This window comes from Cupriavidus sp. CP313, assembly GCF_054072015.1.
Map to the genome: position 1 here is coordinate 137,175 of NZ_JBSVZB010000010.1, position 22,901 is coordinate 160,075.

The 22,901-nt window shown below is 61.7% G+C and carries 26 protein-coding genes; 22 read left to right on the top strand and 4 right to left on the bottom strand.

Annotated features, from left to right (window positions below):
* Positions 1–119 precede the first annotated feature (119 nt).
* Entirely contained in the window at positions 120–1,403 is a 1,284-nt protein-coding gene (locus ACW4E8_RS16135) for a hypothetical protein (protein WP_456805418.1), read from the top strand.
* A 74-nt stretch (positions 1,404–1,477) separates the two neighbouring features.
* Positions 1,478–3,715, top strand: coding sequence for a DotA/TraY family protein (locus tag ACW4E8_RS16140; RefSeq protein ID WP_456805419.1), 2,238 nt, complete (start codon positions 1,478–1,480; stop codon positions 3,713–3,715).
* A gap of 157 nt (positions 3,716–3,872) precedes the next feature.
* Here ACW4E8_RS16140 and ACW4E8_RS16145 read toward each other — a convergent pair whose 3' ends face one another.
* On the bottom strand, positions 3,873–4,529 hold the full coding sequence (locus ACW4E8_RS16145; RefSeq protein WP_456805420.1) for a hypothetical protein: 657 nt from the start codon (positions 4,527–4,529) through the stop codon (positions 3,873–3,875).
* A gap of 277 nt (positions 4,530–4,806) precedes the next feature.
* Here ACW4E8_RS16145 and ACW4E8_RS16150 point away from each other — a divergent pair, with 277 nt between their 5' ends.
* Positions 4,807–5,274 (top strand): hypothetical protein, encoded by a 468-nt coding sequence (locus ACW4E8_RS16150; protein WP_456805421.1) that lies wholly within the window; start codon positions 4,807–4,809, stop codon positions 5,272–5,274.
* Positions 5,275–6,137: 863 nt separating this feature from the next.
* A complete protein-coding gene (locus ACW4E8_RS16155; protein WP_456805422.1) occupies positions 6,138–7,481 on the top strand; it encodes a hypothetical protein in 1,344 nt (447 codons plus the stop codon).
* A 260-nt stretch (positions 7,482–7,741) separates the two neighbouring features.
* On the opposite strand, the gene ACW4E8_RS16160 is transcribed toward ACW4E8_RS16155, so the two are convergent.
* Positions 7,742–8,323 (bottom strand): hypothetical protein, encoded by a 582-nt coding sequence (locus ACW4E8_RS16160; RefSeq protein ID WP_456805423.1) that lies wholly within the window; start codon positions 8,321–8,323, stop codon positions 7,742–7,744.
* Positions 8,324–8,825: 502 nt separating this feature from the next.
* Here ACW4E8_RS16160 and ACW4E8_RS16165 point away from each other — a divergent pair.
* Together ACW4E8_RS16165 and ACW4E8_RS16170 are read left to right on the top strand one after the other, a co-directional pair.
* Positions 8,826–9,164: a hypothetical protein gene (locus tag ACW4E8_RS16165; RefSeq protein ID WP_456805424.1), complete on the top strand. Its 339-nt coding sequence runs from the start codon at positions 8,826–8,828 to the stop codon at positions 9,162–9,164.
* 59 nt (positions 9,165–9,223) lie between these two features.
* Complete coding sequence (locus tag ACW4E8_RS16170) at positions 9,224–9,610, top strand: hypothetical protein (protein ID WP_456805425.1); 387 nt, start codon at positions 9,224–9,226, stop codon at positions 9,608–9,610.
* 796 nt (positions 9,611–10,406) lie between these two features.
* Here ACW4E8_RS16170 and ACW4E8_RS16175 read toward each other — a convergent pair.
* Positions 10,407–10,835, bottom strand: coding sequence for a copper resistance protein CopV (locus ACW4E8_RS16175; RefSeq protein WP_456805426.1), 429 nt, complete (start codon positions 10,833–10,835; stop codon positions 10,407–10,409).
* A gap of 427 nt (positions 10,836–11,262) precedes the next feature.
* Here ACW4E8_RS16175 and ACW4E8_RS16180 point away from each other — a divergent pair, with 427 nt between their 5' ends.
* The 6 genes from ACW4E8_RS16180 (at position 11,263) to ACW4E8_RS16205 (ending at position 14,631) form a co-directional block, all read left to right on the top strand.
* On the top strand, positions 11,263–12,336 hold the full coding sequence (locus ACW4E8_RS16180) for a CAP domain-containing protein (RefSeq protein WP_456805427.1): 1,074 nt from the start codon (positions 11,263–11,265) through the stop codon (positions 12,334–12,336).
* Between the two features lie 248 nt (positions 12,337–12,584).
* A complete protein-coding gene (locus ACW4E8_RS16185; RefSeq protein WP_456805428.1) occupies positions 12,585–12,773 on the top strand; it encodes a hypothetical protein in 189 nt (62 codons plus the stop codon).
* Between the two features lie 69 nt (positions 12,774–12,842).
* Positions 12,843–13,004: a hypothetical protein gene (locus tag ACW4E8_RS16190; RefSeq protein WP_456805429.1), complete on the top strand. Its 162-nt coding sequence runs from the start codon at positions 12,843–12,845 to the stop codon at positions 13,002–13,004.
* A gap of 55 nt (positions 13,005–13,059) precedes the next feature.
* The gene (locus tag ACW4E8_RS16195; protein ID WP_456805430.1) at positions 13,060–13,272 is read left to right on the top strand and encodes a hypothetical protein; all 213 of its coding nucleotides are present in this window, start codon (positions 13,060–13,062) and stop codon (positions 13,270–13,272) included.
* Between the two features lie 306 nt (positions 13,273–13,578).
* Positions 13,579–14,025 (top strand): hypothetical protein, encoded by a 447-nt coding sequence (locus ACW4E8_RS16200; RefSeq protein WP_456805431.1) that lies wholly within the window; start codon positions 13,579–13,581, stop codon positions 14,023–14,025.
* Positions 14,026–14,127: 102 nt separating this feature from the next.
* Positions 14,128–14,631 (top strand): hypothetical protein, encoded by a 504-nt coding sequence (locus ACW4E8_RS16205; RefSeq protein ID WP_456805432.1) that lies wholly within the window; start codon positions 14,128–14,130, stop codon positions 14,629–14,631.
* Between the two features lie 82 nt (positions 14,632–14,713).
* On the opposite strand, the gene ACW4E8_RS16210 is transcribed toward ACW4E8_RS16205, so the two are convergent.
* The gene (locus ACW4E8_RS16210; protein ID WP_456805433.1) at positions 14,714–15,172 is read right to left on the bottom strand and encodes a hypothetical protein; all 459 of its coding nucleotides are present in this window, start codon (positions 15,170–15,172) and stop codon (positions 14,714–14,716) included.
* Positions 15,173–15,398: 226 nt separating this feature from the next.
* Between ACW4E8_RS16210 and ACW4E8_RS16215 the strand changes: the two genes are divergently transcribed.
* The 10 genes from ACW4E8_RS16215 to ACW4E8_RS16260 all read left to right on the top strand — a co-directional run bounded on the left by ACW4E8_RS16215 (position 15,399) and on the right by ACW4E8_RS16260 (position 22,831).
* Complete coding sequence (locus tag ACW4E8_RS16215) at positions 15,399–15,764, top strand: hypothetical protein (RefSeq protein ID WP_456805434.1); 366 nt, start codon at positions 15,399–15,401, stop codon at positions 15,762–15,764.
* A gap of 37 nt (positions 15,765–15,801) precedes the next feature.
* Entirely contained in the window at positions 15,802–16,080 is a 279-nt protein-coding gene (locus ACW4E8_RS16220; RefSeq protein ID WP_456805435.1) for a hypothetical protein, read from the top strand.
* On the top strand, positions 16,077–16,817 hold the full coding sequence (locus tag ACW4E8_RS16225; protein WP_456805436.1) for a hypothetical protein: 741 nt from the start codon (positions 16,077–16,079) through the stop codon (positions 16,815–16,817). Before ACW4E8_RS16220 ends, ACW4E8_RS16225 begins: the two co-directional genes overlap by 4 nt.
* Positions 16,802–17,329: a hypothetical protein gene (locus tag ACW4E8_RS16230; protein WP_456805437.1), complete on the top strand. Its 528-nt coding sequence runs from the start codon at positions 16,802–16,804 to the stop codon at positions 17,327–17,329. The genes ACW4E8_RS16225 and ACW4E8_RS16230 overlap by 16 nt, the downstream gene beginning before the upstream one ends.
* Positions 17,319–17,525: a hypothetical protein gene (locus tag ACW4E8_RS16235; protein ID WP_456805438.1), complete on the top strand. Its 207-nt coding sequence runs from the start codon at positions 17,319–17,321 to the stop codon at positions 17,523–17,525. The genes ACW4E8_RS16230 and ACW4E8_RS16235 overlap by 11 nt, the downstream gene beginning before the upstream one ends.
* 212 nt (positions 17,526–17,737) lie before the next feature.
* Positions 17,738–18,013 (top strand): hypothetical protein, encoded by a 276-nt coding sequence (locus ACW4E8_RS16240; RefSeq protein WP_456805439.1) that lies wholly within the window; start codon positions 17,738–17,740, stop codon positions 18,011–18,013.
* Positions 18,014–18,111: 98 nt separating this feature from the next.
* Positions 18,112–18,504: a DUF551 domain-containing protein gene (locus ACW4E8_RS16245; RefSeq protein ID WP_456805440.1), complete on the top strand. Its 393-nt coding sequence runs from the start codon at positions 18,112–18,114 to the stop codon at positions 18,502–18,504.
* A gap of 52 nt (positions 18,505–18,556) precedes the next feature.
* On the top strand, positions 18,557–20,587 hold the full coding sequence (locus ACW4E8_RS16250) for an H-NS family nucleoid-associated regulatory protein (RefSeq protein ID WP_456805441.1): 2,031 nt from the start codon (positions 18,557–18,559) through the stop codon (positions 20,585–20,587).
* Between the two features lie 143 nt (positions 20,588–20,730).
* Positions 20,731–21,165, top strand: coding sequence for a hypothetical protein (locus ACW4E8_RS16255; RefSeq protein WP_456805442.1), 435 nt, complete (start codon positions 20,731–20,733; stop codon positions 21,163–21,165).
* A 37-nt stretch (positions 21,166–21,202) separates the two neighbouring features.
* Positions 21,203–22,831 carry a DNA sulfur modification protein DndB gene (locus ACW4E8_RS16260; protein WP_456805443.1) on the top strand — a complete coding sequence of 543 codons (1,629 nt, stop codon included), beginning with the start codon at positions 21,203–21,205 and terminating at the stop codon, positions 22,829–22,831.
* The last annotated feature ends 70 nt before the right edge of the window (positions 22,832–22,901 follow it).

Here is a 22,901-nt window from a genome sequence, read left to right on the forward strand (position 1 = left end):
CGCGGTCAACTCGGCGAGAACTGGGGCTACGCAGACGGTCACGTCCGCTTCCGGATCTGGCCTTAGCGGGCTCTGGGATCGATTGAGCGGCGCACTCGGCCTGTAAAGGAGTTCTTGGTATGAAGTACAGACAATCGGCCATGAAGGTGTGCGTCGGGACGGCGATGGTGATCGCCGCCGGTCCTGCGTCTGCTGTGATGGTGTGCAGCGTTGATGTCGTTGGGAAGATGCAGATCCTCGACCGCATCGAGGCAAGTCGGGATTACGTGTCAGACCGCATCGACACCATGCGCTCCGACATGGTTAAGGCAATCGGTGAGCAAGGTAAGCTGCTTGCCACCCAGGCAGCAAAGGCCGCTGACCAGGTGAGCACGGCAACTCGCGGCTCTGCAAGCGAGACCGAGCGCAATCGTACCCAGAACCGCTACCCCTCAACCCAGTGCGGCGTGATCTCAACAGCAAGGGGCGGGGGCGGTGGTGGTGGATCTTCCGCAGGTACCGGCGTGGGCGAAGGCTCGGCAGCATCACCGACTGCCAAGAATACCTACAGTCCCCGCCAGGTCACGGCCGCGGAAGTCGCGCGCAAGGAGCAGTTGCCTCCCTCGGACCCGAACAAGCAGGCGGCCGACATTGGTATCGGATCGTGCGGCACCTTTGCCGGCGGTGGATCAATTGGCGACCAGGTGCGGCGTTTCCTCTGCCGCGGCGCCGGCGTCAGCCCCTCGAACAAGAACCGCTTTATCGACGCAGACATTCGAGCGGACACGCTGTTTGACGGCCCGCAGCAGCTGGGCGCTGAGAAGCGCCGCCTGACACTCGACCCCGTTGGCGACGAGGGTGAGGCGTTGTCTGCGTATCTGAACAATGTTGGTGATCCGCTACCCCCGCGCATGGTCGGCGCGGAGGAACTGAAGACGCTGAACGGCCAGGCCTATCTTGGTCTGAAAAACATCTATGAGGCAAGGATGTCGCTCGCGAAAAAGCCGGCGAATGACTATGCGGCATGGCTGCTCGCGCGGACCGGCAACAAGGCTGCGGCGCAGCAGATGACCAAGGACGCGGACACGGGCGCGTGGGTTCAAAAGTACCTGGACACGAATTTCCCGAGCTGGAACGCAAAGGGTGTGTCAGATGCTGACTTGTTGAACCTCGAAATCGAGAAGCGGGTCGGCAATGAGGACTGGTACAAGCTGATGACCGCTGGCGGGCCGGAGATTCAGGCGCGGGAGCACCTCTACGTTGCGGCGCTCGGCAAGCGGATCGACTTTCTGGCGCTGCAGGAGCAAAAGCGGACCAATGTGCTCCTTGGCCAGATCTACTCTGCGTTCCTGCAGCAGAATCTTCGGCCGGTGCTCCAGGGCTACCTGAATAGCCTGAAATCGAACGCCGCTGCGAACCGATAGTCGCTTTATCAAAATACCACCGAAGCCATGCCCGCCGAATGTGCGGGCATACCTTTTTCTAAAGGGGAACGACAATGGATCGCTCTATCTGGCGCAAGCAGCCGATGCTCATGCTTACGCTGGTGCTGTGCCTCGTGCTTGTCGCGTGGTCGGCACAAACGTGGGCTCAGTCTGTGGGGGACATGCCGACGTACGGCCAAATCGAGGCCGCTGGGTCGGGAGCCGACGATAAGGCTCGGAATATCCTTAACAACATGCTTGGCGACTTCGGACAAAACCCGTTCGCCGCTGTTGGCCCTCCCACTGAGTTGCTCGGCAGCATGTTCTTCATCTTCAATGCTTGCCTGTTCGTCGTCGGGGCGTCCTGGGTCGGCTACCACGTCCTGTCAGGGATCGCCCAGACCGCGCACGAAGGCGAGGTCCTCGGCAAGCGGCTGAGCTCGCTTTGGCTGCCCATCCGTATGACGATTGGTGTTGGGGGGATGTTGCCGGTGTTTGGGGGCTTTTCACTCGCGCAATCGGTCATGATGATGGTGGGGATTCTCGGGATCGGCATCGCAAACTTGCTCTCCAACACGGCTATTGACCGTGCGGCCGACTTCGAGGCAATCGTCCCGCCACCGGCGATTGCTCAAGGTGTCGGGACAGTTGGCTTTACTGGGGAGCTTGGCCGTGAACTCTTTTCGATGCACGTGTGCACGATGCTCAGCAACGACTATCGGAGCAAGACCGGCCAGGCAACGCAGGAGATAACCTTTGACGGCACCAAATTGGTGGCACCGGATTCATGCGGCAGCGTCACCATCGTCACGCACGGAAATGGCGCTCGATCGGGGTATAGCTTGGGTGGATTCCGCAATGCTGCAGTGGACTATGACAAGATCGCGGCAATTGCCGCCAGGACAAACCAGCAGTATCCAGCGATGCTGCAGTCAGTGAACGGCAGTATCCAGCAGCTGGCAAAGGCGTGGTTTGATATCTACGCGGCGGAAGACGGTCAGACCCATATGCGCATCAACCCCGTGCCGACCTACCCGGACATGGACGTGGCGAAGACCATGATTGAGGCGCAGAACCAGTTTCTGACGGCCGTTCGTGGCGACCCGAAGGAAGACCACTCGCTTAAGGATCGGGCGCTTCAGAATATGAAGCAGGGCGGGTGGGCGACCATTGGCTCCTGGTACAGCGCATTCGCGGAGATGAACGCCGCAATTCAAACCGCCATGACCCAGACGACCTTGCAAGTTCAAGGCGCAGAGGAGGCGCTTGCGGCCGCCGGAGGCCAGCGGATCGAGTCCGTGTCCGATGGGCTAAAGTCACTTGGCATCAAGGCGAACACAGCGGTGGCCAGCCGGGCGGGTGATTTCTGCGACGAGCCGGGCTTATTGTCGAGCGTGAGCAACAAGGTTGGAAACGCTGTCGGCGCCGGGACCGCGACCGGTAACTGCTCCGTCGGACAGTCCATCATCATGGCGATTACTAACGGTGTGGCCGCCGATTCTGGTGGAACCGGGATGGTCAACCCGTTGATCGCGGCCAAGAATCTGGGAGACTGGTTGCTCGTTGGCGTCCAGGGTGCATACTTGGCGTCCGCAGTGGCACGAAGCACGCCGGTGGGCGCCGCCGCTGAAGCTGCAGGGCAGGTCGCCTCTGAGAGCCCCGGCGCCAAGGGGCTGGGTGGCAAGTTGCTGAAGCTGAGCGGCGGAATCTTCGGAACAATCTTGGCAGACTTTGCTGGGATGGCCCCGATGCTGCTCGGTGCGCTGATGGTGATCGGGATGGTCCTTTCGTTCTATGTACCATTCATCCCGTTTATCACCTGGTTCACCGGCTTGGTGAGCTATTTCGCGAGCTTCATTGAGGGCTTGATCGCGGCGCAGATCTGGGCTTTTTCCCACCTTCACGCAGAGGGTGAGGGTCTCGGCCAGCGGACCGAAAAGGGGTATCTCTACATCTTGAACATGCTATTACGGCCCGGCCTGATGGTGCTCGCGTTCTTCTTCGCTTCAGCGACGTCTGTACTGGTGGGGACCCTGCTGTTTCAGATGTTCGGACCGGCGTTGGCTAATGTGCAAGGCAACTCCGCCACCGGCGTGCTGAGCATCATCGGTTTCTTCTGCATCCTCTTGATGCTGCTGATCCTGATGCTTCAGGTTCTATTCAACCTTATCTACGAGCTGGCCGATCGGGTGATCGCATGGTTCGGGAGCGGCATGGAGGCGCGCTTCGCTAAGGAGCTTGACCACAAGATTGAGGGGACAGTGCAGAGCTTCGCGCGTTGGGGCGGGCAAGCCGCAAAGATATCTGGTTAGTCCTAGTGAGAAAGGCCCGCGATGCTCGCGGGCCTTTTTCGTTGGAGGGGGCGACCTACCAGCAAGGTGCTTCGGAGGTGGTCATGCCCAGAATGGAAGAAGCCCCATAGCGGGGCTTCTCTGTGCGTAAAACTTAGGCGTCTAAGTAGAGACATCATCAGTGGCGAAGGTGAATGAACCAAATCAAGGCCCGCAGGGTGACTATCGCAAAACCAGTCCAGCCGCATATCTTTGCCACAAGGCCGGGAAAACCGTGCCACAGGTACTTTTCAACCTCGGCGATCGGCTGCCCGGCAGCGACCGGATGTTTGGCAATCATTGCCGCCAGGTCCTCGGCGGCACTAACGGGATAGAAAGCGACAAGCGCAGCGGCTATGTAGTAACCGGTCTTTTCATATCCGAGAAAGCCAGCTATGGCCGCCAGCGCAAAACCGCCTATTATGCCGAGCCGAACTATCCACCCGCTAGCGAGACTGAAAACGCCGGGGCCGAACTTGTACGCCTTCATGTAAAGAGCAGTCGTCACTAGGGTGAAAATGCAGAGCGCGCACCCCATCACCTCAAGGTGCGCGGCATTCAGGCTCGTTACATTACCGGTGAGAAGCGCACGTGCAAGCTCAAAGGGTACATAGCCCAAAGCGAACACCGAAAATAGCGACGCGGGCACCAAAGTAGCCATCGTCAAAGTGCGGGAATTCAATACGCCCTGGACTGCAGCAGTCTGGGCCGCTACCACGCCAGGGCCGATAGCAGCCATCACAGCTGTAAAGGGCGCCAATCCCTTTTCAGATAGGTTGTGATTAGTGAACTTCATGGTCTTCGTCCTGTTATCCGGTGCCCAACGTCGGTGCGGGGCATCCGATTTAGCCCCTCGGGTTGAGGGCCGATTGTTAGGCGGTCTTCTGGCAGTAGGTTTCCGATAAAAATGTCGTTCTTCTAGAGCCATGATTCGATGATGCCATGTCAAGGGGGGGACCACGCAAATCTTTCTCACCTTCCTCTTCCGGCGGCCAAAGGGGAGTTAGACTCCAGTCGGCCGGAGAGGTATATTTCGCAGTAGCATCCAACCCTATAGGATATTTGCTATCCCGATGATCTCACCGACTCTTGCCCATGCCGGCCAGCAACAGCAATATCTCCAGCGCCTGGAAGCCGCGGTAACGGCAAGCTCAGAACGCCTGGCCGACGAAATGTCCGGGGCCTTTGCGGACATCGACTTGCATCTCCAGTCCCCGCGGCGGGTGAGCTGGGGCGCAGACTGCGAATGGCTATTGAGCGGGTTGCAGAACAGCTGCCGCACCGCCTTGGACCTCCTCGTGTACGCTGGCCACCGCGAAAGGAAGGAGGCAGAAGCGACTCAACGCCGGATCATGACCATCGTGCACCAGGCGAGGGTACAGGCCCAAGCCGCCGGCGACACGGTCGCGCCGATTGTTGCGTCTAGCCGGATCACATCACTGATTGCCGCTGCCAAGGAAAACAGTGCCTCAATCTACAGCGATCTTCGGGATGCCCGTGCCCGCTTCGGCGAACAGGAAAGCCGCCAACGCTCCATGTAAGCAGCTTCGCTGAGCCGGCATTCCTCGGCTCTCTTCACTGGCCGGCGCAGCCGGCCTCCCTCACGCGTATTCTTCTAGGCCAGTTCGCTCCCAACGGCGGCAGTCAGATTCACCGGTTGGGGAGGCGCCTCCAAGCGCGTTCGAGCGCGCCCAAGCGCTTTCAAGCGCTTTCAATCGCATTTAAGCACCCAGCCGTCACGGAGGCGCAGAGGCGTGGCGTCCGACTTCCGCCATTCAAGCGCGTTCAAGCGCTTTCAAGCGCGTCAGTAGCCTTGCTGCTCCGACCCTTACCCAATTTCCCCCGAAATTCCCAATCGTGTCCTTTACAGTGCTGGGCCCTATCGCCCGTGAATTCGACCGGTGCGCCTGGGAGAAATCGGCCGGCGCGGTTCAATACATCAACGGCGCGGTTCAATACACCACCGGCGCGGTTCAATACATGGCGCACGGCGGCTTTCCACGAGTACGGCTAGGTGATTGAAATAAAAAGGAAAAATGAGTGTCATTAGCTCTCAAAAAACTCACATATAGCCGGGAACTATTTCACATCAACATCACATAGCCAGTTTCAGGATGGCCTTGGCCTTCAGCGATTCGTGCGTGATAGCAGTGGTGGCTTTGGACCGGGGATATTGGCGAGTGGGCGAGCAAATTCAGCGGGCTTCCGAGGTCCCCACCGGCGCGTAACGGGCGAGCGGGCACCGAGTTGGGCCAGGTTGAGAACGCCTGCGGCCGGAGGGTGAAAAAAGTTCACATTTGTGCGATAACAAAGATCACATATTCACCATACGGAAAACGCGCTTCACATCACCCGTATAGAATACTCGACGGTGCAACTGCGACCTTCTCAGACCTGATCGAAGATGATTGACCGTAACGACAAATCCGAGGGCCATTACAGAGCCGAAATGAACGATGGAACTGCAGCGGAAGGTTCCTATGAGCGTCCGAAGATTGGGTTAGAGGTTGCACTAGCCATGTTCAAGTCTCCCGCGGAGAAGGGGCAGATCCCGAGCTACGTTCTGTCGGAGATGTCTCATCGAGCGGGTGGTCCTGAGACAGGGCTGGACCGATATTCTGAAGCCGGTGCCAAGGAGTTCGACCCGGCAGATGGGAAGACAGGGCGGCGGCCGCATCCGGTCAGCGCGACTGCCGGCACCGCCTTTGGGCCCACGGTGCAGAGAGTTTCTGACCCGATCCTTATTCGCTACCGGGAGGCGGTCGACTCGCTGTGGCGGCAGGTGGTCGCCGAGGATGAAGACGACGCGAGACACCGAGCTGTCGGCCCGTTGGAGATCGTGGATCTACTGCTGCGTCGCGTACCGGAACTGCGGCCGTCGACATGGAACACGAGCCGTTCTGCGGTGCTCTACTGGCTGGAGGGGTTGCCAGACGACCCCGAGAAGATGCAGGCGAGGGTAATCTTGCTGGCAGGTTGCCCGAAGGATGGATTCAAGGGTCCCAAACCCGGGACCACTGCGACGCGCTACTCCTCGAAGTCCCAACGCAAACGCACTTTCGCAAAGCGGGACTTCGACCGGTTGCTGCGGTACCTTGACCGGCGCGCCGAGGTGTCATCCAGGGAAATCAGCGTTGGCTTGTTGGTCGGTGCCTGGTTACGAGCCGGCTTGGCTTCGGGACTGCGTCCAGTTGAGTGGGTCGGCGCAACTTGGGCTGATGAAGAAAAGATCTCCCTGCAGGTCAAGACAGCAAAGCAGCGACGGCAACAAGCCGACTGGACAGCGGGCCTCGCCCGACTTGAGGTCGAACCGGTGAGTGAGGTGATGGAGCAGGGGGAGCCCAAATACCGCTTGGTGTCGATAGACGAAAGCGACAGGGCGGCCGTTGATGATTTCATGATGACACTGCGCCGCCTGATGGATGCTGGCGAGGAATTCGATCTGATTTACATGCGGGCACGCCGTTATCTATGGAGTTCGTCACGGGCGGTGTTCGGCAAGGATGGCCCTAAGTTCACGCTCTACCAAATGCGCGGCCAGTTTGGGGCAAATCGAAAGGCAAGGCAGGGAGTCGCCGCTACTGCGGCGGAAATGGGTAATTCGGCTTTGAAAGCGAGTTCATATTATGGCAAGGCCATATATGCCCATCGTTCAGGTCGCGGTGGCGGAGACAAACCTGCTGATCGGCAGGCAGCTTCGGATAGTGAACGAGCGGGGAACTTGGAAAAGGCTAGTGGGCGCGAATAAAACTGGGCGCGTAACCGGATCATTTCTAGGCTGTTCCGGCGACCACTTTTCAATTCGGCGAGACAGCGAGTGAGTGGGGCAGTTATTCGCTCCACTCGGCGGTGAATAAAGGGGCGGGGCGGCCCTGGCTTCGCTGAAATCTTGGTGCGAGGACCACGGAACTATTCAGCAATAATCGGGAGCCCCCCGCTCGAGATTCCCGGCTGCGGGTGGGCGCCCTCCCCCGGCCGCGATCCTTAGTGGGGCCGGGGATTCCGAAATCAGGCGCAAACTTCCGCAGTTTGCTCCGGTTTGCCGATCATTTCGAGCAGCGTCCCCTCGGAGTAGGCGGCGTCGAGACGTTTCTGGATACCATCGCGCATCTGCTCGGGCGTAATGTCCTGCCCGGTTCGAGTCCAGCTCGCAACCGGGAACAGGAATCGGTACAGATGCAGGCATAGTGGGTTTGCCTTGCTCGGCGCACCGGGCGGCGCTGAGCTGGTGGCCAGCGCCGCAGCTTCCTGGTGCGACTCCTGATAACGACGGATCCATTCCGCCTTCGCTGCGCCCGTCTCGGCATCGTAGTTCTTGCCGTAGTGCAGCCCGACCCATTCCGCGACGGCATCCTGGTCAACCGGTTCGACGCTAATACCCTGGATTTCGCACACCATCCGGTAGAGCCGCCCGATCCAGTCGACCGCGTCACCCCCATTCATCTCTTCGTCGGTCAGCACCTGTGGCCAGTCTTGCACAACAGTTTGCGCAGCCGCGGCGAGTTTGCGCAGCGCCTCCAGCCGCGAAGCTTGAACGACGGCCCAGCCAGACGTGCTGATACTGGCGTGTTCGATCTCTTTCAGTTCCATCTGTGCCTCCACAAATCGTTTGTTGGTGGAGTCAATCCTATGGATCGGCCGGGTACCCGCGCAAACCCGCACGTATCCGACGCACCTGACGGTGGGAACCTGATCCCGCTGTGAGTAGTTGCGCCCCCGATCGTACCGATGCCGACGCTGCCGATAGGGCTGCACGCCGAGCAGCGCGCCCAGCTCGTGCACAGTGACTTCGGGTACTACGGTCTGCGGGGATGCAGGGGCTCCTCAGAAGGCGAAGTCGAAGGGGTCAGGTTTGGTGGACAGCGTCGATTCCGATGAGGCCGGTTGGCCGGACCTGTTGCAGCAAAGGATGACCGCATCTAGGGGGCCGCGCTCTTGGAAGCGCTACACGCGCTTCCGCCAAGTAGTGACCGTGTCGAGACCTGACGCGAAGCGAGCATGTTTCGCAAAGACTGGTTGCAACGAAATATTTGCAGGGTTTCCGGCGCGATGGGTAGTCTGGGTTTGCCGATTAAGCCACCGGGGAGTCCCCATGCAACCTACGTACCAAACCCAGACCTTCGCCCTTGTCAGCTTTCTCCTGATCGCTTCGACCGTGGTTGCGCCATTGGCGGCATACCTCGGTAGCCACTTCAAGCAGATGCTTGGCGAGGGTGAGGCATTCGAAGGCGAGCAAGCGGCCCACGTTGTTTCCGCCTTTCTATTGGCGTTGCTGACAACGGTTGGGTACTGCGCCGAGGCCGTCGCGCCGCCGGCCTGGGTAGGTGGGTTGTGCGTGGCCACTGCCTATTCGCCGGTTCTCTGGATGGTCGCACGGGCAGTCCGCAGTTCCCGCACCACCTCCACGCGCCGACCGCTTGCGGCGCTCTGATTCGTCGGGTGGCCCGCTGCGGGCGGCACCTCCCTCATTCAGACAAGAAGATACCTGCGATGACAACTGTATTCGAGAGCCACGGGCTGGCGTGCCCGAACTGTGGCCGTGACGATGACCTTCGGGTTTTAGCCACCTCTGTCGTACAACCCATGCCGGGCGGCGTCACCCTCCAGGGCGGCTACGCATGGGATCCGGTTGCCGACATCACCTGCGACCACTGCGAGCATCCCGGCTCCGTCGCCACGTTCAGCGGCAGGAAGGCCCACTTGGTGAACGAGTTGCGCAAGCTGCGTGACCTCGTCGAGAGGACGATGTGGGACCACGTCTACAACGAGCGGGAAGGGATCATGCCCGGCCCAGACTGCGAGTACACGGCGGCGCTTACCGGCATCGACGCGCTGCTGGCAAAGCCGGCGGTCGTGGATCCTCAAACCTGCACGTGAGGCTGATCGTGAGCGAGACCTCCTCAATTCGATGCGCCACGCCGCGGTGCGTCAGCGAGATCCAGCAGTTCGGCGAGCGATACCACTCCGTCTACCCGTTGTCCGTTGCGCCTGACCGGGTTGCGGGCGCGACCGACCATTGTTCCCGGTGCGGGGGCTTCCACGTTGCCGGAGCCTGGCGTCATGTGTGCAGGTGTTGCGGCACTGAAGTCCAGCCCGGCGAGCTACGCGGCTTCTTTGTCCCCCATCGGTGCCCAGCCTGCGATGCCGCACTTGTGGCGGAGCAACGCGCAACGGGGCAGATCTGCCGAGGCTGCAAGACGGTGATCGCCTATTGCTGCTGTTGAGCGTGGCAACCGGAAGCCGCGAAGGCGTCATACGCCGCTCGGGCTTACCAAGGCCAACGCGTCATCGCCCGAAGCGCACCCACGTTTGCCCCTCATGCGGCTGGTGTGGACTGCGCGCAAGGATTCGAAAGTGCCCGCACTGCGGGTTCTGGCACCCAAAACCACAAGAGGATTGAGAAATGGACAGCTGGCTGACCCAAACGACCATCGAAAAGTGGAAGCTGGATTGCCGCTTCAACTATGTGTTTGAGCGCGCTGACTACGGCGGCCCGTATCTGGCGTAGTGGATGACTTCGGCAACCTGATCCGCGTTGGCCAGGTTCTCAACGCCTAACAACATCAAGCCTGCTGCGGCGGGCAAAGTAGTGGGCCATGACGCGTTTGTGGACATGAGCAAACGTGCGGTCGTGTTCCGCCTCACCGTGGAGAAATCCGATCCAGGCGAACTTTCACGTTCGTGAAACAAGCCGGAAGGCCTCCCCCAAAGACAAAGCCCGCGCGATGCGGGCTTTGACATTTCGGGGGGCGATGGTCGCCCACCAGCATGCGCCTACAGGTAACCGCCCACAAGCCCCCCCGGCGCCCTCCAGCGTTTCGCGCAGCCAGTCATCGAGGTCGACGGGCGCGTCGGGATCGCCGCGCAGCGCCAGCGCCTCGGCGAATGACGCGGCGGCCTCATTGCCTTGGATTTCGGCGAGCGCGGCGCCAATGGCAGAGACGCGAGCGCCGGCTTGGCCTGAGAGCGTCAGCGCGTCATCAATGGCGGACGCCCGCAGCGCGCCGCGCATGGTCGCGTGCGCCGTCTGGTGGTAGCCAGTGGCGGTGTCCAACGCGGCCAGCGCCTTGGCCGCGCGGGTGCGGTAGATCTGTGCGTCCATGGATGGCCACTCCCCTTGTGGGTCTAGTCGTGCCTCGCGGTGCCGGCTTGCATATGGAAAAACATACCATACGAAGCACCATATCACCGGCGCGTCAAACCCGCCCTTTCCCTTTCGACAGCACGGGCCGCGTGCGGCGCTCGCGTGCGTATTGTTCGCGGCGTAGCTGGCGCACGTCATTGGGCGGATCGTAGGGTTTGGCGCCACCGGACGGTCGAACTCGCGCGCGCGGCGCGGGCTCATGGGCACGGGCACCACCGGCATGCCCGACGAGCTGGCCAGCGGCATGGACAGGGGCGGCAATGGGAGCCGCAAACCCCAGAGGCAGGAAACCCCAAGGGTTTGCGGGGTTCCACGGCAGATTGGTAGTTTGACTGTATAAAGTCGCCAGCCCGAATAGCCGTTACGTCAGGGGCGGCGATCCAATTTGGTCAACAACAAGAAGAAGATGAACAAGAACACGATCTGCTCGGCGGTGCTCGCCACAACCGTCTTTTGGTCGGGGCTCGCCGCGGGTGGGGCCGCCGACGCTCCGCCACCGCCTCAAACCCCTGAAGCCTCTTCCTTCCGCGCTCCGCAGACGAGCGTGCCGGAGCCGACCTATGCGGTAGGATCGGGTCACCTCGCGTTGTTCAGGGCAGTCAACGCATTGCGCCAGAAGCTCGGCGTAGGGTTGCTCGCGCAGGACATGGCGCTCGACGCCGCCGCCCAGGCGCACGCGGCCTATCTGAATACGCACAATGTGGCGCAGCACAACCAAACGCCTGGCGACCAGGACTTCTATGAGGCCACGCCGCTGCTGCGGGCGCGCAAAGCCGGCGCCGCTGCCTCCCAATGGGTGGGCGAAGTCGTCGGAGCGGCACGGGGGCCGGACGACAGCGAGATCGGCCTCAGGTGCTTCAACCAGTGGTATCACACCGTCTACCATCTACAGACGCTCGTGACGAACCAGGAGTCGGTTGGCATCGGATTCAGCGCTACGGGGGCGTTGGGGTTGAATCTGTGCGTCTTGAACTTTGGAACGCAGGCGGCCGCGCAAGGCCACCCCATGCCCAACGGCGTGCCCTATGGAGGCGGTCAGCACTTCGACGCCGGAACCTTCGTTACGGTGCCCGGAAATGGCGAGAGGGATGTACAGGCGGGATTCAATTTCGCAGGCGAGTCACCTAATCCCGCCCCTGACCTGCCTACACCTGGTCGACCGTTGATGGTCTATGCCAATGGCGCGCTCGCTGAGGTTCTGTCCGTGACCACATTCAAGGTTGTAGAAAGCAACGGAGCGGAGGTGCCGGCGCGGGTTCTTGTCTCCCAGGCCGCGAAGGCCGGCGGGTCTGACGGCGTGGCCGACGGATACATTCGCAACAACGCGGTCTTCCTGCTGCCGATCTCGCCCCTGGCCGACCGGGAGACCTATACCGCCACCTTCTCGGGGACGCGGGCCGGAAAACCGGTGAGCTTCTCCTGGTCGTTCACCACGGGCGCACTGGGGTCAGGGGCCTAGCCACCGTCCGGTAGGCCGGGGCGGGGGGTAGTACCTGGACAGGGTACGCCGCCCCGAACGGTGGTGCCGCCCCCTTTGCGCGTCACACCTCCCAAGGCAGCGCCAGGCCGGCCGTTTCGCAGCCCTCTCGCCGGCCTGTCCACATGGCTTGATGCTCCTGCCGTCGGGGCAAAACCCCAGCGAGATTTGTGGGGTTCCGCCACTGATCGATAGGCTATACGTATCGATGATGAAACCAGGGGTGATACATGATCGAACGAAATCGCCACGCAGCAGGGCGCATCAGCAATATGGCGTTCGGGGCCGCGACTGTCATCGACGGCTTCGTCCGCGTCCTGTCTTTGGGCTACCTGCACACCAGGTTGCCTCTAAACGTCGCGAAATGGCAAACCCGCGCAGTCATTCGTCGACTCAAGGCTCGTGCCGCCAGCCAGTGACCGGCTTGCTCGGTGGCTGGACCGCGCCGGTATCTGACCGTGCGCGGGCGGATACAACAGGGGATGAAAATGAAAGAGAACTGGATCGTGGAAGGTATGGATGGCAACGCATGGCTGCTATTTGACGAGAACTCCGAGACTGAAGCCGGCGCACCCTACGTCAAGGTGTATGGCTCCAAAGAGGCTGCCGATGACGTTGCCGCGCGTCTGAATAAGGGCCAGCCACAGTAAGACGTACCAGCTTCTTCCGGGGCACTGGCCACCATAGCGGAGAAAGGCAACTGAAATGACTCACGAACAGATGTACCAACGGGCGCTCGCGGACGTCGCTAAGCGTCTAGGTGGAGGCGCCTCTGTAATCGGCACATTGATGTTCGATGCCCTGGTGGCACGAGAGATCCTGGCGGTCATCGCCGCGAACAGCGAGAACCCAGGCTACGAGAGGGCCGGCGCCCTGGCCACCCTCGCGCTTTCTCGCGAAACGCCGGCGAGCATTTAGACGACTCCGGTCCGCGACCGGGCGGAGCACCCCCAACAATTCCGAAGTGAATACGGCGGCAGGTCCGGCCGAGGTTCTATCGCGGTGCTCGGGGCAGTAGCGAGTCGATAACCTGCCTGCCGCAGTCCCATACCGGGGCGGCCTGTGGGCAGGCCCACTCACCCAACGGGCGTACCTTCGTCAAGTCGCCTGACCTCCTTGCCCCAATCGCGCGGGCCGTGCTTCCCACGCAAAGCGCTACCGGGTTTGCTTGGTTCCCCAACAAATTCGTAGTCTGGCTTTATCCAATGAGCCAAGAGGCGAACGATGCAAACGCAAACCCCGGAACAACAAGCAGCAATGGTGGTCAGCTACCACATGTCCGTTTCGTCGGACAACGACGACCTCGACCGACCCCGGTACGCGACATTTCGAGGCGACATCTGGGAACTGCGCCGCGAGGTCGAACGCCTGAGGCGTGCCTGTGCCGACAACGGCCTCTATGCGGTTTCGATTCTGTATCCAAGCCTGGCTGTCGAATGGCACGATCCGCGCTCGGAATTCCGGATCGAATCAGATCGCCTTGTCGTCAATCGGATGGGCGATGTGCGGTGGGAAGGCCGGACGCGCTTCGCAGGCAACCGAATGGCGACCGAATACACCGCCTTCTCGACACTGACAGCACTGGCCAAGTCAGGCGAGCTGACCGTTTATCAGACCGAGGACGTAAAGGGCGGCGTTGAGGACGCGGTCCTTGACGCCGCAGAGGGATAGCTTGGGGGCAGGGCAAAGACCGAAGGGACGGGCGAAGTGCCCGCCCCGCCACCAAATCCACTCTTCACCAAACCGAAGCAGAATCCACACGGAACCGACACCATGACTACATCGACGCAATACCACTGCGGGAACTGCGGCTGGCGAGGCATTGAAGCCGAGATGCTCCGCATTGACGACATCCATGACCGTGTCTCGACGGGCGAGTTGATGGCTGCCGGGGAGTGCCCCAGTTGCAGCGATCTGATCTCTGTTGCCGATGAAGACGTGCCTGACTACACGCTGGAAATCGTGGCAAAGATCATGCGGAAGCGCGGTTGGCTGGTTACCCCGGCTGAGACGGAAGGAGCCGAGACGGACAAGTTGCGTGTTCGCATCGAAGCTGATCTAGAGCGATTGCGCCAGGTTAGCCAGGAGCCAGTTTTGATTCGATATGGGGACCAGGTTCAAGTTGAGATTCGACCAAACACGGACGATGACCGAGTGACCGTGGTGCATGGCAGCCTCGGGTTTGTCGTCGCGAACTACCAGGACGACGGAGTCGCAATTGATGTGGCCGACGGCGGGGGCGACATCGTCCAGACAATGACGGCGACCGAGTTTTGATATTGGGCGTGACTGATTGAGTGCAACCAGGCTTGTTTGCTGACTGGCCTGGCTTGCAGCCGACGGGGTCGCGGGCGTTCGGCTATGGCAGCGGTATATCGAGGTTCGTTCCAACCAGGTGAAGCTCCTCGGCCATGTAGCGAACGATCTTCGGCGGGGAAAACTCGACCCGATTCTCGGACAGCCAGGCTTCCACAGCCGCCTGCAGTCTGTTCATCAAATCAAGATGGAGCGCGGAATTAGGCTCATCCTTGGCGTCCAGGGGGCTGGCCGAAAGTACCGTCTGCAGTCGCGCTACAGCACTCTCGACTTCGACCACCTTCCCCAGCTCGACGCCGCGTTCAAGCCCAGAAATCATTGCAGAGAGGACCGCGCGCGCTTCGAACCGGGCGAAATAGGAAGGCGATTCCGGGTCGATGGGCGCCGTAACGACTTGCTTCCTGCCGCTGCGCTCTGAGCCGGCGTGCATCGCGGCCTTGCGCGTCGGATACCCGCCAATCCAGCGGCCTGATTCGTCCTTGTAAGCAAACTCTTCGATCACGTTTTTGCTCCAGTGGTCATGACAGCGGGACGAGCATACAGGATCGGATGCACCTGCGGAAATGCCGCACGCGCGTGAAAGTACGGCGAGGATTGGCCAGCACCTGGCCCCGGACGGCCGCCGAGCAGCCACAGGCCGCTGAGTGACGGTCAACCATATTTGCGGGGTTCCCTTTCGCTTCAGTATGGTTGTCTCAAAGACATCGAGAGCATCACAGAGATCAGACATGACAGCGCAAATCGCACAGTCCGAGATCGAGCAGTGGGAGGCGGAACGCAAAGCCGACCGCGAGTGGGAGAGGTGGCGCAAGCGAGCGGCCCGTCGGCTGCCGGATCTCGCGTCGCGCGTCTTTGCGCTCAATGGGAAGCCGTACAACGGTAGCGGGGGTCACTATGCGATGGTTGGCAGTCTCGGTCGAATGATTACTGAGGTGGGCGATCCCACGCGCTCACCGTTCGAACGCAAGCAGCGATGGGCCAATCGGCTTATCACCCAGGTCGCCTTCGAGGGGCTGCATGCGGATCTGTGCGAGGCAGAGCGCAGCGCGATGGTGATGGCCGATAGCCGGGCGGGCGGCAGCCATGCATGCTAGTTCAATTCGGCAGCTCGCCAACTCGATGCAGTGGCGGATGGCAGAGGCGCTACGGGAACGGGACGCGGTAGCGGCGGACAAGGTGTGCGCCGACCTCCGAAGGCTCAGCGCCGAGATCGAACGGCTCAATGCCTCGGCGGGCGCGGTGCGCACGCTGATCGCGCAGGAGCTTGATCCCGCCTGGCGGACGGCAAACCCCAAGGCCTATGAGGAAGCACGGGCGGGACGCGGGCCATTGTGGGCGCGGATCCGGGCAGCCCTGCCGTACTTCCCATCCCAGCAGCAGAACAAGTCTTACAAGGAGAAAGGACGATGACCGTAGCAGTGGAGGGCGGCGGCCTGAGCGCCGAGCATCTCGACGACCTTTACAACCCAGAAGGCGACGGCGAGCACCCGCAGATCACTCGAGCAATGTGCCGCGAGGCGGTGGCGCTGCAGGATACGGTGTCCGGGTACTGGCAGTGGCTGGCCCACAGACTCACCGAGGATCCCACTAGCGCAGTCAAGCCCCGCTTGGCGATCTCCGAGGGACCGGTCTTCTCGGCACCGCTTAACGCTCCGCCGGGGCCGTATGTCCAAGCTATTTGCCAGAGTGGCCGAGCGCCTGCGGCCACGCTCCTGGAGTTCGTCCGGGAGGCGGTCCTGAAGGCGGGATATGACCCGGATGGCAAGGGGGTCATTGGCCCACCGACCGTCCACGGCATCGCGGCTTGCACCTATGCGATGTGGTTCTACGACAAGGCGCAGCAGCCGACGGCCGGCGACCAGCCGGAGCCGCATTTCATTGTGATCCAGGAGGGCGGCACCAGCGCCGAGCTCTATGTGCAGTCCCTCGAGTCAGCAGGCGATGCCGACGCGTACCGAGTTGACTGCACACAGGAAGGGGGCTACCGGACCAGCCCCTACATCGAGGTGCCGGCTTCGCTGGCTGGCCACCCGCTGTTCTACGGCATCGCTGAGAAGCTGGTACGGGCTACCGCCGAGCTCGAGCTTGCAGCGGTGCCGGCCGACACGGAATCCAACAACGAGGAGCAACCATGCGCAGCCAGGTGACCACCATTTCTCTCACCCGCCTCGAAGGGGCGCCAAGTGGCGCTATCACCTGGCGAGTGTCGTCATGGGCGCAGGCCGACTCCGTTTTGCGGCGTTGGTCTGAGTCGGTCGCCCGCGACGGCGGGTACGACAAGTGCGAGTTCACCGTCGAATGGGAGAACGGCGCGAGCTACCAGGGGACCTACGACCTGGTGAACTGGCGGGACGCCGAGCCGGACCTTGCCAAACATGTGCGCGAGCTTGCCTACCTCTACACAGGTCGCCAGGTTCCCAGGCACATGTCCTCGGTGATCTATGGTGCTTTTCTCGACATGCACTGCACGAGAGCGGTGGCCGTCGAGTACGAGAAGCTGCTGGCCCAAAATGACATCGGTTCCGTCGACCATCCGCCCGCACGGGCGCGGGAGGATGAGCCGGGGAGTAACGGACTGTTTCGGGTGGCCGCGTTTCGACTGGATGTTGCGCCGCAGTCCGATGAGCGCGCAAGCAGGTGGAGCGGCAATGGCAACTGAGATCTGGTGCGAGTTGGTGTGTGCATCCTGCGCGCGCACGGCCGCCGGTCAGTACACGACGAACGGCCGCCTGCCGCGCCGCGAATTGAAAGCCGACGCCGCCGCCGCTGGCTGGCTGTTCAAGGGCAACGAGGCGTTTTGCAGCACTGAGCACTTGGAGCGCGCAAGCAAGGAATCGGAGAATGGAAATGACTGACAAGCCGGATCTGGTGGCGCAGATCCTGTTGGGCTATGGCCTGCAACCCGGCCTCTCCTGCGCAACAGAGGTTCGCTGATGGGCTACATCAATCCGCTCCTGCGGTTGCCTGCCGCGCGCCACCTGCTGGCGCTTCCCGAGCTGCAGCGCCGCGCGCTGGCCAAGGTTCTAAGGGGGATGCGCGACCAAGCGAACACCGAGGCCGAGCTGGCGTGGAAGCGCCGCAAGGGGCGGCGATGGCCGCGTATTGGCGCGCAGTTTCGACCTACGCCCGCCATTTCGCCCATGCGCTCGACACGGCGAAGCTTTCAACCGATGCCCCTGAGGCATCGCCGCCAGAGGATCACAAGCTCGACCCAGCGGCGTTCGATCACTGGTGGAGGGACCACGGCCAGTACCTTCGGGCCGGCGGCGGCCAGTATGAAATCACCTTCGCTTACGAGGCAGCCCGGCACTTCTTTGCCGCCGGTAGAGCCTCACGAACCTGAGGCCAAGATTGCGGAAGACGCAAACTTGTAGAGGGTTTGCGTGGTTCCCATCCAACTCGGTACCTTGATCTCACTGAACAATGATTCGTGAGGTCACTATGCAAACCGAGAACACCACATCCGTCGTCACCGAGGCCGTCACCGAGTACTTGGACAGGATGTTTGGGGAAGCTGGACGCGGCAACGTGGGATACCGTGCGATTGGGGACCATGCTTGGCATGCGGGCAAGGCGTACTCCGATGCAGTGACCCGCGCGAATAGTTGGATCTCGGTCAGTGATCGTCTGCCCGTGGGACACGGCGTCGAGTGCCTGTGCTTCTGGAACGGTCATGTGTACGTCGACCACTACTACGACGGCAGCAGGTGCGGAGAGCCCGGTTGGGAAGAGCGCACGCCCACGCATTGGATGCCACGTCCGGCAGATCCTCAAATCGATGAACGGGCTGTAGGCGCAGCAGCAACGCCCGAACGCGATGCTCAGACCGCCTGAGGCAGACGCTATTGCCCGCAAGTACCCCGACGACGATTCCAAGGACTCCGAAATGACCGCAATCAAACTCCCCCCCGGCCAAACCCTGCAAGTTCCGCTGAGCGCCCTGTTCATCTCGCCGCTGAACGTGCGTCGCAACGACACCACGGATATCACCGAGCTGGCCGCCCTGATCCGCTCGCAGTCCGTGCTGCAGAACCTTCTGGTCGTGCCGGAGGTGGCTGACGGCAAGAACATCCGATATGGTGTCATTGGCGGCGGGCGTCGGCTACGCGCACTCAATTATCTGTCTCAGCGCGGGGAGATTCCGGCGGATTCTCCGGTCCCGGTGAAGATCGTGGCGGCAGACACCGCTGAGCAGGCAAGCCTGGCCGAGAACAGCGGTCGGGAGGCAATGCACCCTGCCGACGAGTTCGAGGCCTTCCAGCGTCAGCGCGACGCCGGCATTCCGATTGAGGACATTGCAGCCACCTTTGGTGTCACCCCTCTGGTCGTTCGGCGGCGCCTGAAGCTCGCCAATATCTCCCCCCGTTTGCTGCAGGCCTACCGCAATGGTGAATTGAAACTTGACCAGTTGCAGGCACTAGCGCTCACGGACCGGCACGATGCGCAAGAGCGGGTTTGGCAGCAAGCCCAAGCTGCTCCTTACTGGAAGCAGACCGCCAGGGAACTTCGTGCCAGCCTTGCCCAAGGCGCTGTGGCGACCGAAGACGATTCGGTTGCTCGTTTTGTCGGTCTCGACGCCTATGAGGCAGCCGGCGGCCCGGTAGTACGTGACCTGTTCTCGACGCGCGGTGACGGGTACATGTCGGATCGGGAACTGCTCGACAAGCTGTTCGTGGCCAAGCTCGAGGCCTTTGCTGATCAGGTCCGCGCTGAAGGCTGGGCATGGGTGGAGGTCCAGCGCCAGGTTCGCAGCAGCGATATTCATCAAATGAGCAAGAGCAAGGCCACCGAACGTCCCCTCTCAGAGGATGAGCAGGCTGAGATTGCCGCGCTCGAGGCCGAGCTCGAAAAGCTCCAAGCGAGGGCCAACGCGCTTGAGGAAGATGACGCTTCGGACGAGTATGAGCTGGCATCCGACCAGGTCGATGAGGTGGAGTACCGAATCAAGGCCATCAAGGCGCGCACGGCCGTCTACAGTGACCGGCAGAAGCAGAAGGCTGGTGCGGTCCTTGGCCTTAACTACTCCGGCCGACTGGAGATCCACCGTGGCCTTATCAAGCAGGCCGACAAGCCGAAGATGGTGGAGCCTGGCGTCACTGTGACAGAGTCCGGCAAGCCAGCACACCCCGAGTCGCTCGTACGCAAGCTATCCGCACATCGCACGATTGCTATTCAGGCCACGCTCGCAGACAACCATCGCCTTGCCCTGGACACGCTCTGCTACTCGCTGGCCGCCACCGTGTTCTATAGCGGGGCATATCACGGCGAGGGTGGCGTCAGGATCAACGCCCATCCCCAGACTTTCAACCTGCGCTCGCATGCTGACGACATCGAGCAGTCGAAGGGTTGGGGTCAGATGGACGAGCGTCGGGTCGGTCTCAAAGAGCTCCTACCCGAGCGCCCCGCTGAATTGCGTGGCTGGCTGCAGGAGCAGCCGCTCGAGACGGTACTTGAGATCCTCGCGTTCTGCACTGCCTCCTGCGTGGACGGTGTCCAGCACCAGGAAGGCAGCCGGCCGCTGGCCACGCTTGAGGTGGCGGCGGGGCTCGATATGGCGGACTGGTGGGAGGCCAGCGCTGGCAGCTACTTTAAGCATGTTCGCAAAGAGACGGCGATCGCGGTCGTCAAGCAGGTCGATCCGACCCAAGACTGCGACAAGTTGGCCAAGCTGAAGAAGGGCGAGCTCGACAAGCATGCGGAATCGGTCCTCGCCGGTAAGGGCTGGCTGCCAGGCATGCTAGTTCGAAAGGTCCCGGAGGATACGTCCTCTCGCGCCGGCAAGATCGCAGTGCGATACCGGGACTCCACAGGCAATGCATGGACAGGGCGGGGCAAGCGGCCGGCGTGGCTCGAGCAAGCTCTCGCCAACGGCCATGCTTTGGATGAGTTCCTGGTTGGCGAGTGCGCAGGGGCATGACGGCTCAGCGTCCATGGGGCGGGCAATGACCCCAACCGACTTCTCGGCGCACGAGACTGACGTGGTGGGCGAGATCGGGTTTGCGCGGTTCCGCTGTGGCTCTGTATGGTGGGTCAGTAGATAAGCCACCACGAGAGTTCAGCATGAGTGAAATTGAGCAGGAAGCCCTGGCGCGCAAGACCGTCGCAGACCTGATTCGGCAGGCAGGGGCGACGGACCTAGTTGTTCTTCTCAAGTCGATCCGCCCCCAATTCGGTGCGGTGGGATCGCGTGACCAAGACGTTAGTCGGCAGCAGCGAGAGATCGACGTGGCGCTAGAACTCCTTGAACGCCCGGTACGAGCCGACGGAGTTTCAGGCGCCCAGGAGGACTCGTGGACCGCGATCACCAATGGTATGCCAGAGGAGGGCGACCCTCTTTGGCTGCATATCAGCCGCGGGGAGGTCATCACCGGGACCAAACGGTGGCGCCAAGGGTGGAGTCCAGACTTCTGGGAGACCGAGGACGGTGAGCTCAGCTTCGATGCGGTGACGCACTGGATGCCCCGCCGCGCGCCGGCTCCGCCCCGCGCGCGCTAACGCCGCACGGCAATTGCTACGGCATCGAGAGAACACCATGGTAAAGAAATTCTGCGTTATCGCCTTGTGCCCTTCCTTCACGTCCGAGGAGGGCCACGTGGAAATGGGCCGGATCGTCTCTACGCACGCCGAGGGCCACACTGCGCGCGACCGGGCCGAGAAGTGCAACAAGTTCAACCGCGCCTCGGTTGCCAAGCCGGAGTTCGGTGTCGTCGAAGCCGAGGCCGGTAAGGGCCAAGTGTGTCCCGAACTCGCGGATCGGTTCCTTGCCGAGAAGTTTGAAGCCGACGCGCTCCACACGATGAAGAGCGTCCTGCAGCCTGGCTGGCAGGGTGGCCCGGACGTGACTGACGAAAGGATCGGCTGGGAACTCGAAGCCTTGGGGATTGGCGTGGACGCACTGCGCGAGCGGTTCGAGGACCGGGCCCGCGATGAGCTGGACGCCATGCACGTGAATCGGATCGAGCTCGCGGAGCGTAAGGCACGAGTGCGCGCCGTCGGCGAGAGATTGGCTGGGGAGCGTAGCGAGTTCACCTACACGTTCCCGGCGGTGGCTGGGATGCAGTCGGGCCGAGCCTACTACGCAGCGCAAGTGCCTTACGGCGCCCTAGTGCGTCTCTTCCGCTTTGACGAGGAGGACGTCGTGCCGGCCCACCTTCGCGCGCAGCGCATGCTCAATGAGCGCCGAGCGGAGGCAATCGGCGAATACGTGATCGACAACCCGGCCGACTACGTGTTGCCCGCCATCACGGCCAGCGTCTCGGCTGAGATGTCTTTTGAGCCGGTTGCGGTGGCCGGTGCCGCCGGGCGCATTGGGCTGTTGCATATCCCGATGGATGCAACCTTGTTGATCAACGATGGCCAGCACCGCCGCAAGGGTATTGAGCACGCGCTCGCACGCAATCCGAATCTGCGCGAAGAGACTATTACGGTGACGATCTTCTTCGACCAGGGCTTGGCCCGCAGCCAGCAGATGTTCGCGGACATCAATGGCAAGCAGGTGAAGCCTTCTTCGGCCATCAATGCGCTCTATGATCGCCGGAACCCGTTCAATGCCTGGGTGCTGTCCGTGATGGACCTATTGCCCGAGATTGGTCCGCGCGTCGACGTGGAGAATGCCACCGTCGCGGCCAGGTCGTACAAGCTGTGGAGCTTGATCGCGTTTAAGAAATTCCTCTCGCTGCTCACTGGCGTCACCGAGAAGAACGTGGGCGAGTTGGACGAGCCGCAGCTGCGTGGGATCGATGGGTTCCTCGTGCGGTTTTTCGAAGAATGCGCGCGGCATATCCCCCAGTGGCGGGCGATGGTGGCGGGCGATTTGGCAGCCTTTGAGGTGCGCGAGGAGTTCGTAATCGGACACGCGGTCTGGCTGGAGGCGCTCGCCATCTTTGCCCGGCGAGCACTGATCACGGGATCCTGGATGGACCGTGGTAGTCCGGAAGAGAGCGTGATTCGTCCCGAGCTGGCAGCCTGGGACAAGCTTGAGGCGCTGACCAAGGTCGACCCCCGCAAGGTCTCGCGTATGTGGGCGGGGCGATGCGTAGTGCTAGGGAAGATGCAGAAGACCTCCGACGGGGTGAAGGGCACTGCAGCTCGGCTTATGTTGCTGGCCAACGTTTCGTTGCCGGCGGACTTGCGGGCGCTTGAAACACGGCTGGCTGCCTAATGGGTTCGCGGGATCGTGGCGGGCGTTCCGAGGGTGCCGGCCAATCCCGAAGCTGGCCAGTGGAGGCATT

What these genes read in the sequence shown, in the direction of transcription:
- ACW4E8_RS16155 (WP_456805422.1), top strand. Translation starts at nt 6,138, where the DNA reads ATGATTGACCGTAACGACAAATCCGAGGGCCATTACAGAGCCGAAATG.
- ACW4E8_RS16245 (WP_456805440.1), top strand. Translation starts at nt 18,112, where the DNA reads ATGCAAACCGAGAACACCACATCCGTCGTCACCGAGGCCGTCACCGAG.
- ACW4E8_RS16135 (WP_456805418.1), top strand. Translation starts at nt 120, where the DNA reads ATGAAGTACAGACAATCGGCCATGAAGGTGTGCGTCGGGACGGCGATG.
- ACW4E8_RS16185 (WP_456805428.1), top strand. Translation starts at nt 12,585, where the DNA reads ATGATCGAACGAAATCGCCACGCAGCAGGGCGCATCAGCAATATGGCG.
- ACW4E8_RS16215 (WP_456805434.1), top strand. Translation starts at nt 15,399, where the DNA reads ATGACAGCGCAAATCGCACAGTCCGAGATCGAGCAGTGGGAGGCGGAA.
- ACW4E8_RS16250 (WP_456805441.1), top strand. Translation starts at nt 18,557, where the DNA reads ATGACCGCAATCAAACTCCCCCCCGGCCAAACCCTGCAAGTTCCGCTG.
- ACW4E8_RS16200 (WP_456805431.1), top strand. Translation starts at nt 13,579, where the DNA reads ATGCAAACGCAAACCCCGGAACAACAAGCAGCAATGGTGGTCAGCTAC.
- ACW4E8_RS16175 (WP_456805426.1), bottom strand. Translation starts at nt 10,835, where the DNA reads ATGGACGCACAGATCTACCGCACCCGCGCGGCCAAGGCGCTGGCCGCG.
- ACW4E8_RS16170 (WP_456805425.1), top strand. Translation starts at nt 9,224, where the DNA reads ATGACAACTGTATTCGAGAGCCACGGGCTGGCGTGCCCGAACTGTGGC.
- ACW4E8_RS16225 (WP_456805436.1), top strand. Translation starts at nt 16,077, where the DNA reads ATGACCGTAGCAGTGGAGGGCGGCGGCCTGAGCGCCGAGCATCTCGAC.
- ACW4E8_RS16220 (WP_456805435.1), top strand. Translation starts at nt 15,802, where the DNA reads ATGGCAGAGGCGCTACGGGAACGGGACGCGGTAGCGGCGGACAAGGTG.
- ACW4E8_RS16160 (WP_456805423.1), bottom strand. Translation starts at nt 8,323, where the DNA reads ATGGAACTGAAAGAGATCGAACACGCCAGTATCAGCACGTCTGGCTGG.
- ACW4E8_RS16260 (WP_456805443.1), top strand. Translation starts at nt 21,203, where the DNA reads ATGGTAAAGAAATTCTGCGTTATCGCCTTGTGCCCTTCCTTCACGTCC.
- ACW4E8_RS16255 (WP_456805442.1), top strand. Translation starts at nt 20,731, where the DNA reads ATGAGTGAAATTGAGCAGGAAGCCCTGGCGCGCAAGACCGTCGCAGAC.
- ACW4E8_RS16145 (WP_456805420.1), bottom strand. Translation starts at nt 4,529, where the DNA reads ATGAAGTTCACTAATCACAACCTATCTGAAAAGGGATTGGCGCCCTTT.
- ACW4E8_RS16190 (WP_456805429.1), top strand. Translation starts at nt 12,843, where the DNA reads ATGAAAGAGAACTGGATCGTGGAAGGTATGGATGGCAACGCATGGCTG.
- ACW4E8_RS16150 (WP_456805421.1), top strand. Translation starts at nt 4,807, where the DNA reads ATGATCTCACCGACTCTTGCCCATGCCGGCCAGCAACAGCAATATCTC.
- ACW4E8_RS16140 (WP_456805419.1), top strand. Translation starts at nt 1,478, where the DNA reads ATGGATCGCTCTATCTGGCGCAAGCAGCCGATGCTCATGCTTACGCTG.
- ACW4E8_RS16205 (WP_456805432.1), top strand. Translation starts at nt 14,128, where the DNA reads ATGACTACATCGACGCAATACCACTGCGGGAACTGCGGCTGGCGAGGC.
- ACW4E8_RS16165 (WP_456805424.1), top strand. Translation starts at nt 8,826, where the DNA reads ATGCAACCTACGTACCAAACCCAGACCTTCGCCCTTGTCAGCTTTCTC.
- ACW4E8_RS16235 (WP_456805438.1), top strand. Translation starts at nt 17,319, where the DNA reads ATGGCAACTGAGATCTGGTGCGAGTTGGTGTGTGCATCCTGCGCGCGC.
- ACW4E8_RS16230 (WP_456805437.1), top strand. Translation starts at nt 16,802, where the DNA reads ATGCGCAGCCAGGTGACCACCATTTCTCTCACCCGCCTCGAAGGGGCG.
- ACW4E8_RS16195 (WP_456805430.1), top strand. Translation starts at nt 13,060, where the DNA reads ATGACTCACGAACAGATGTACCAACGGGCGCTCGCGGACGTCGCTAAG.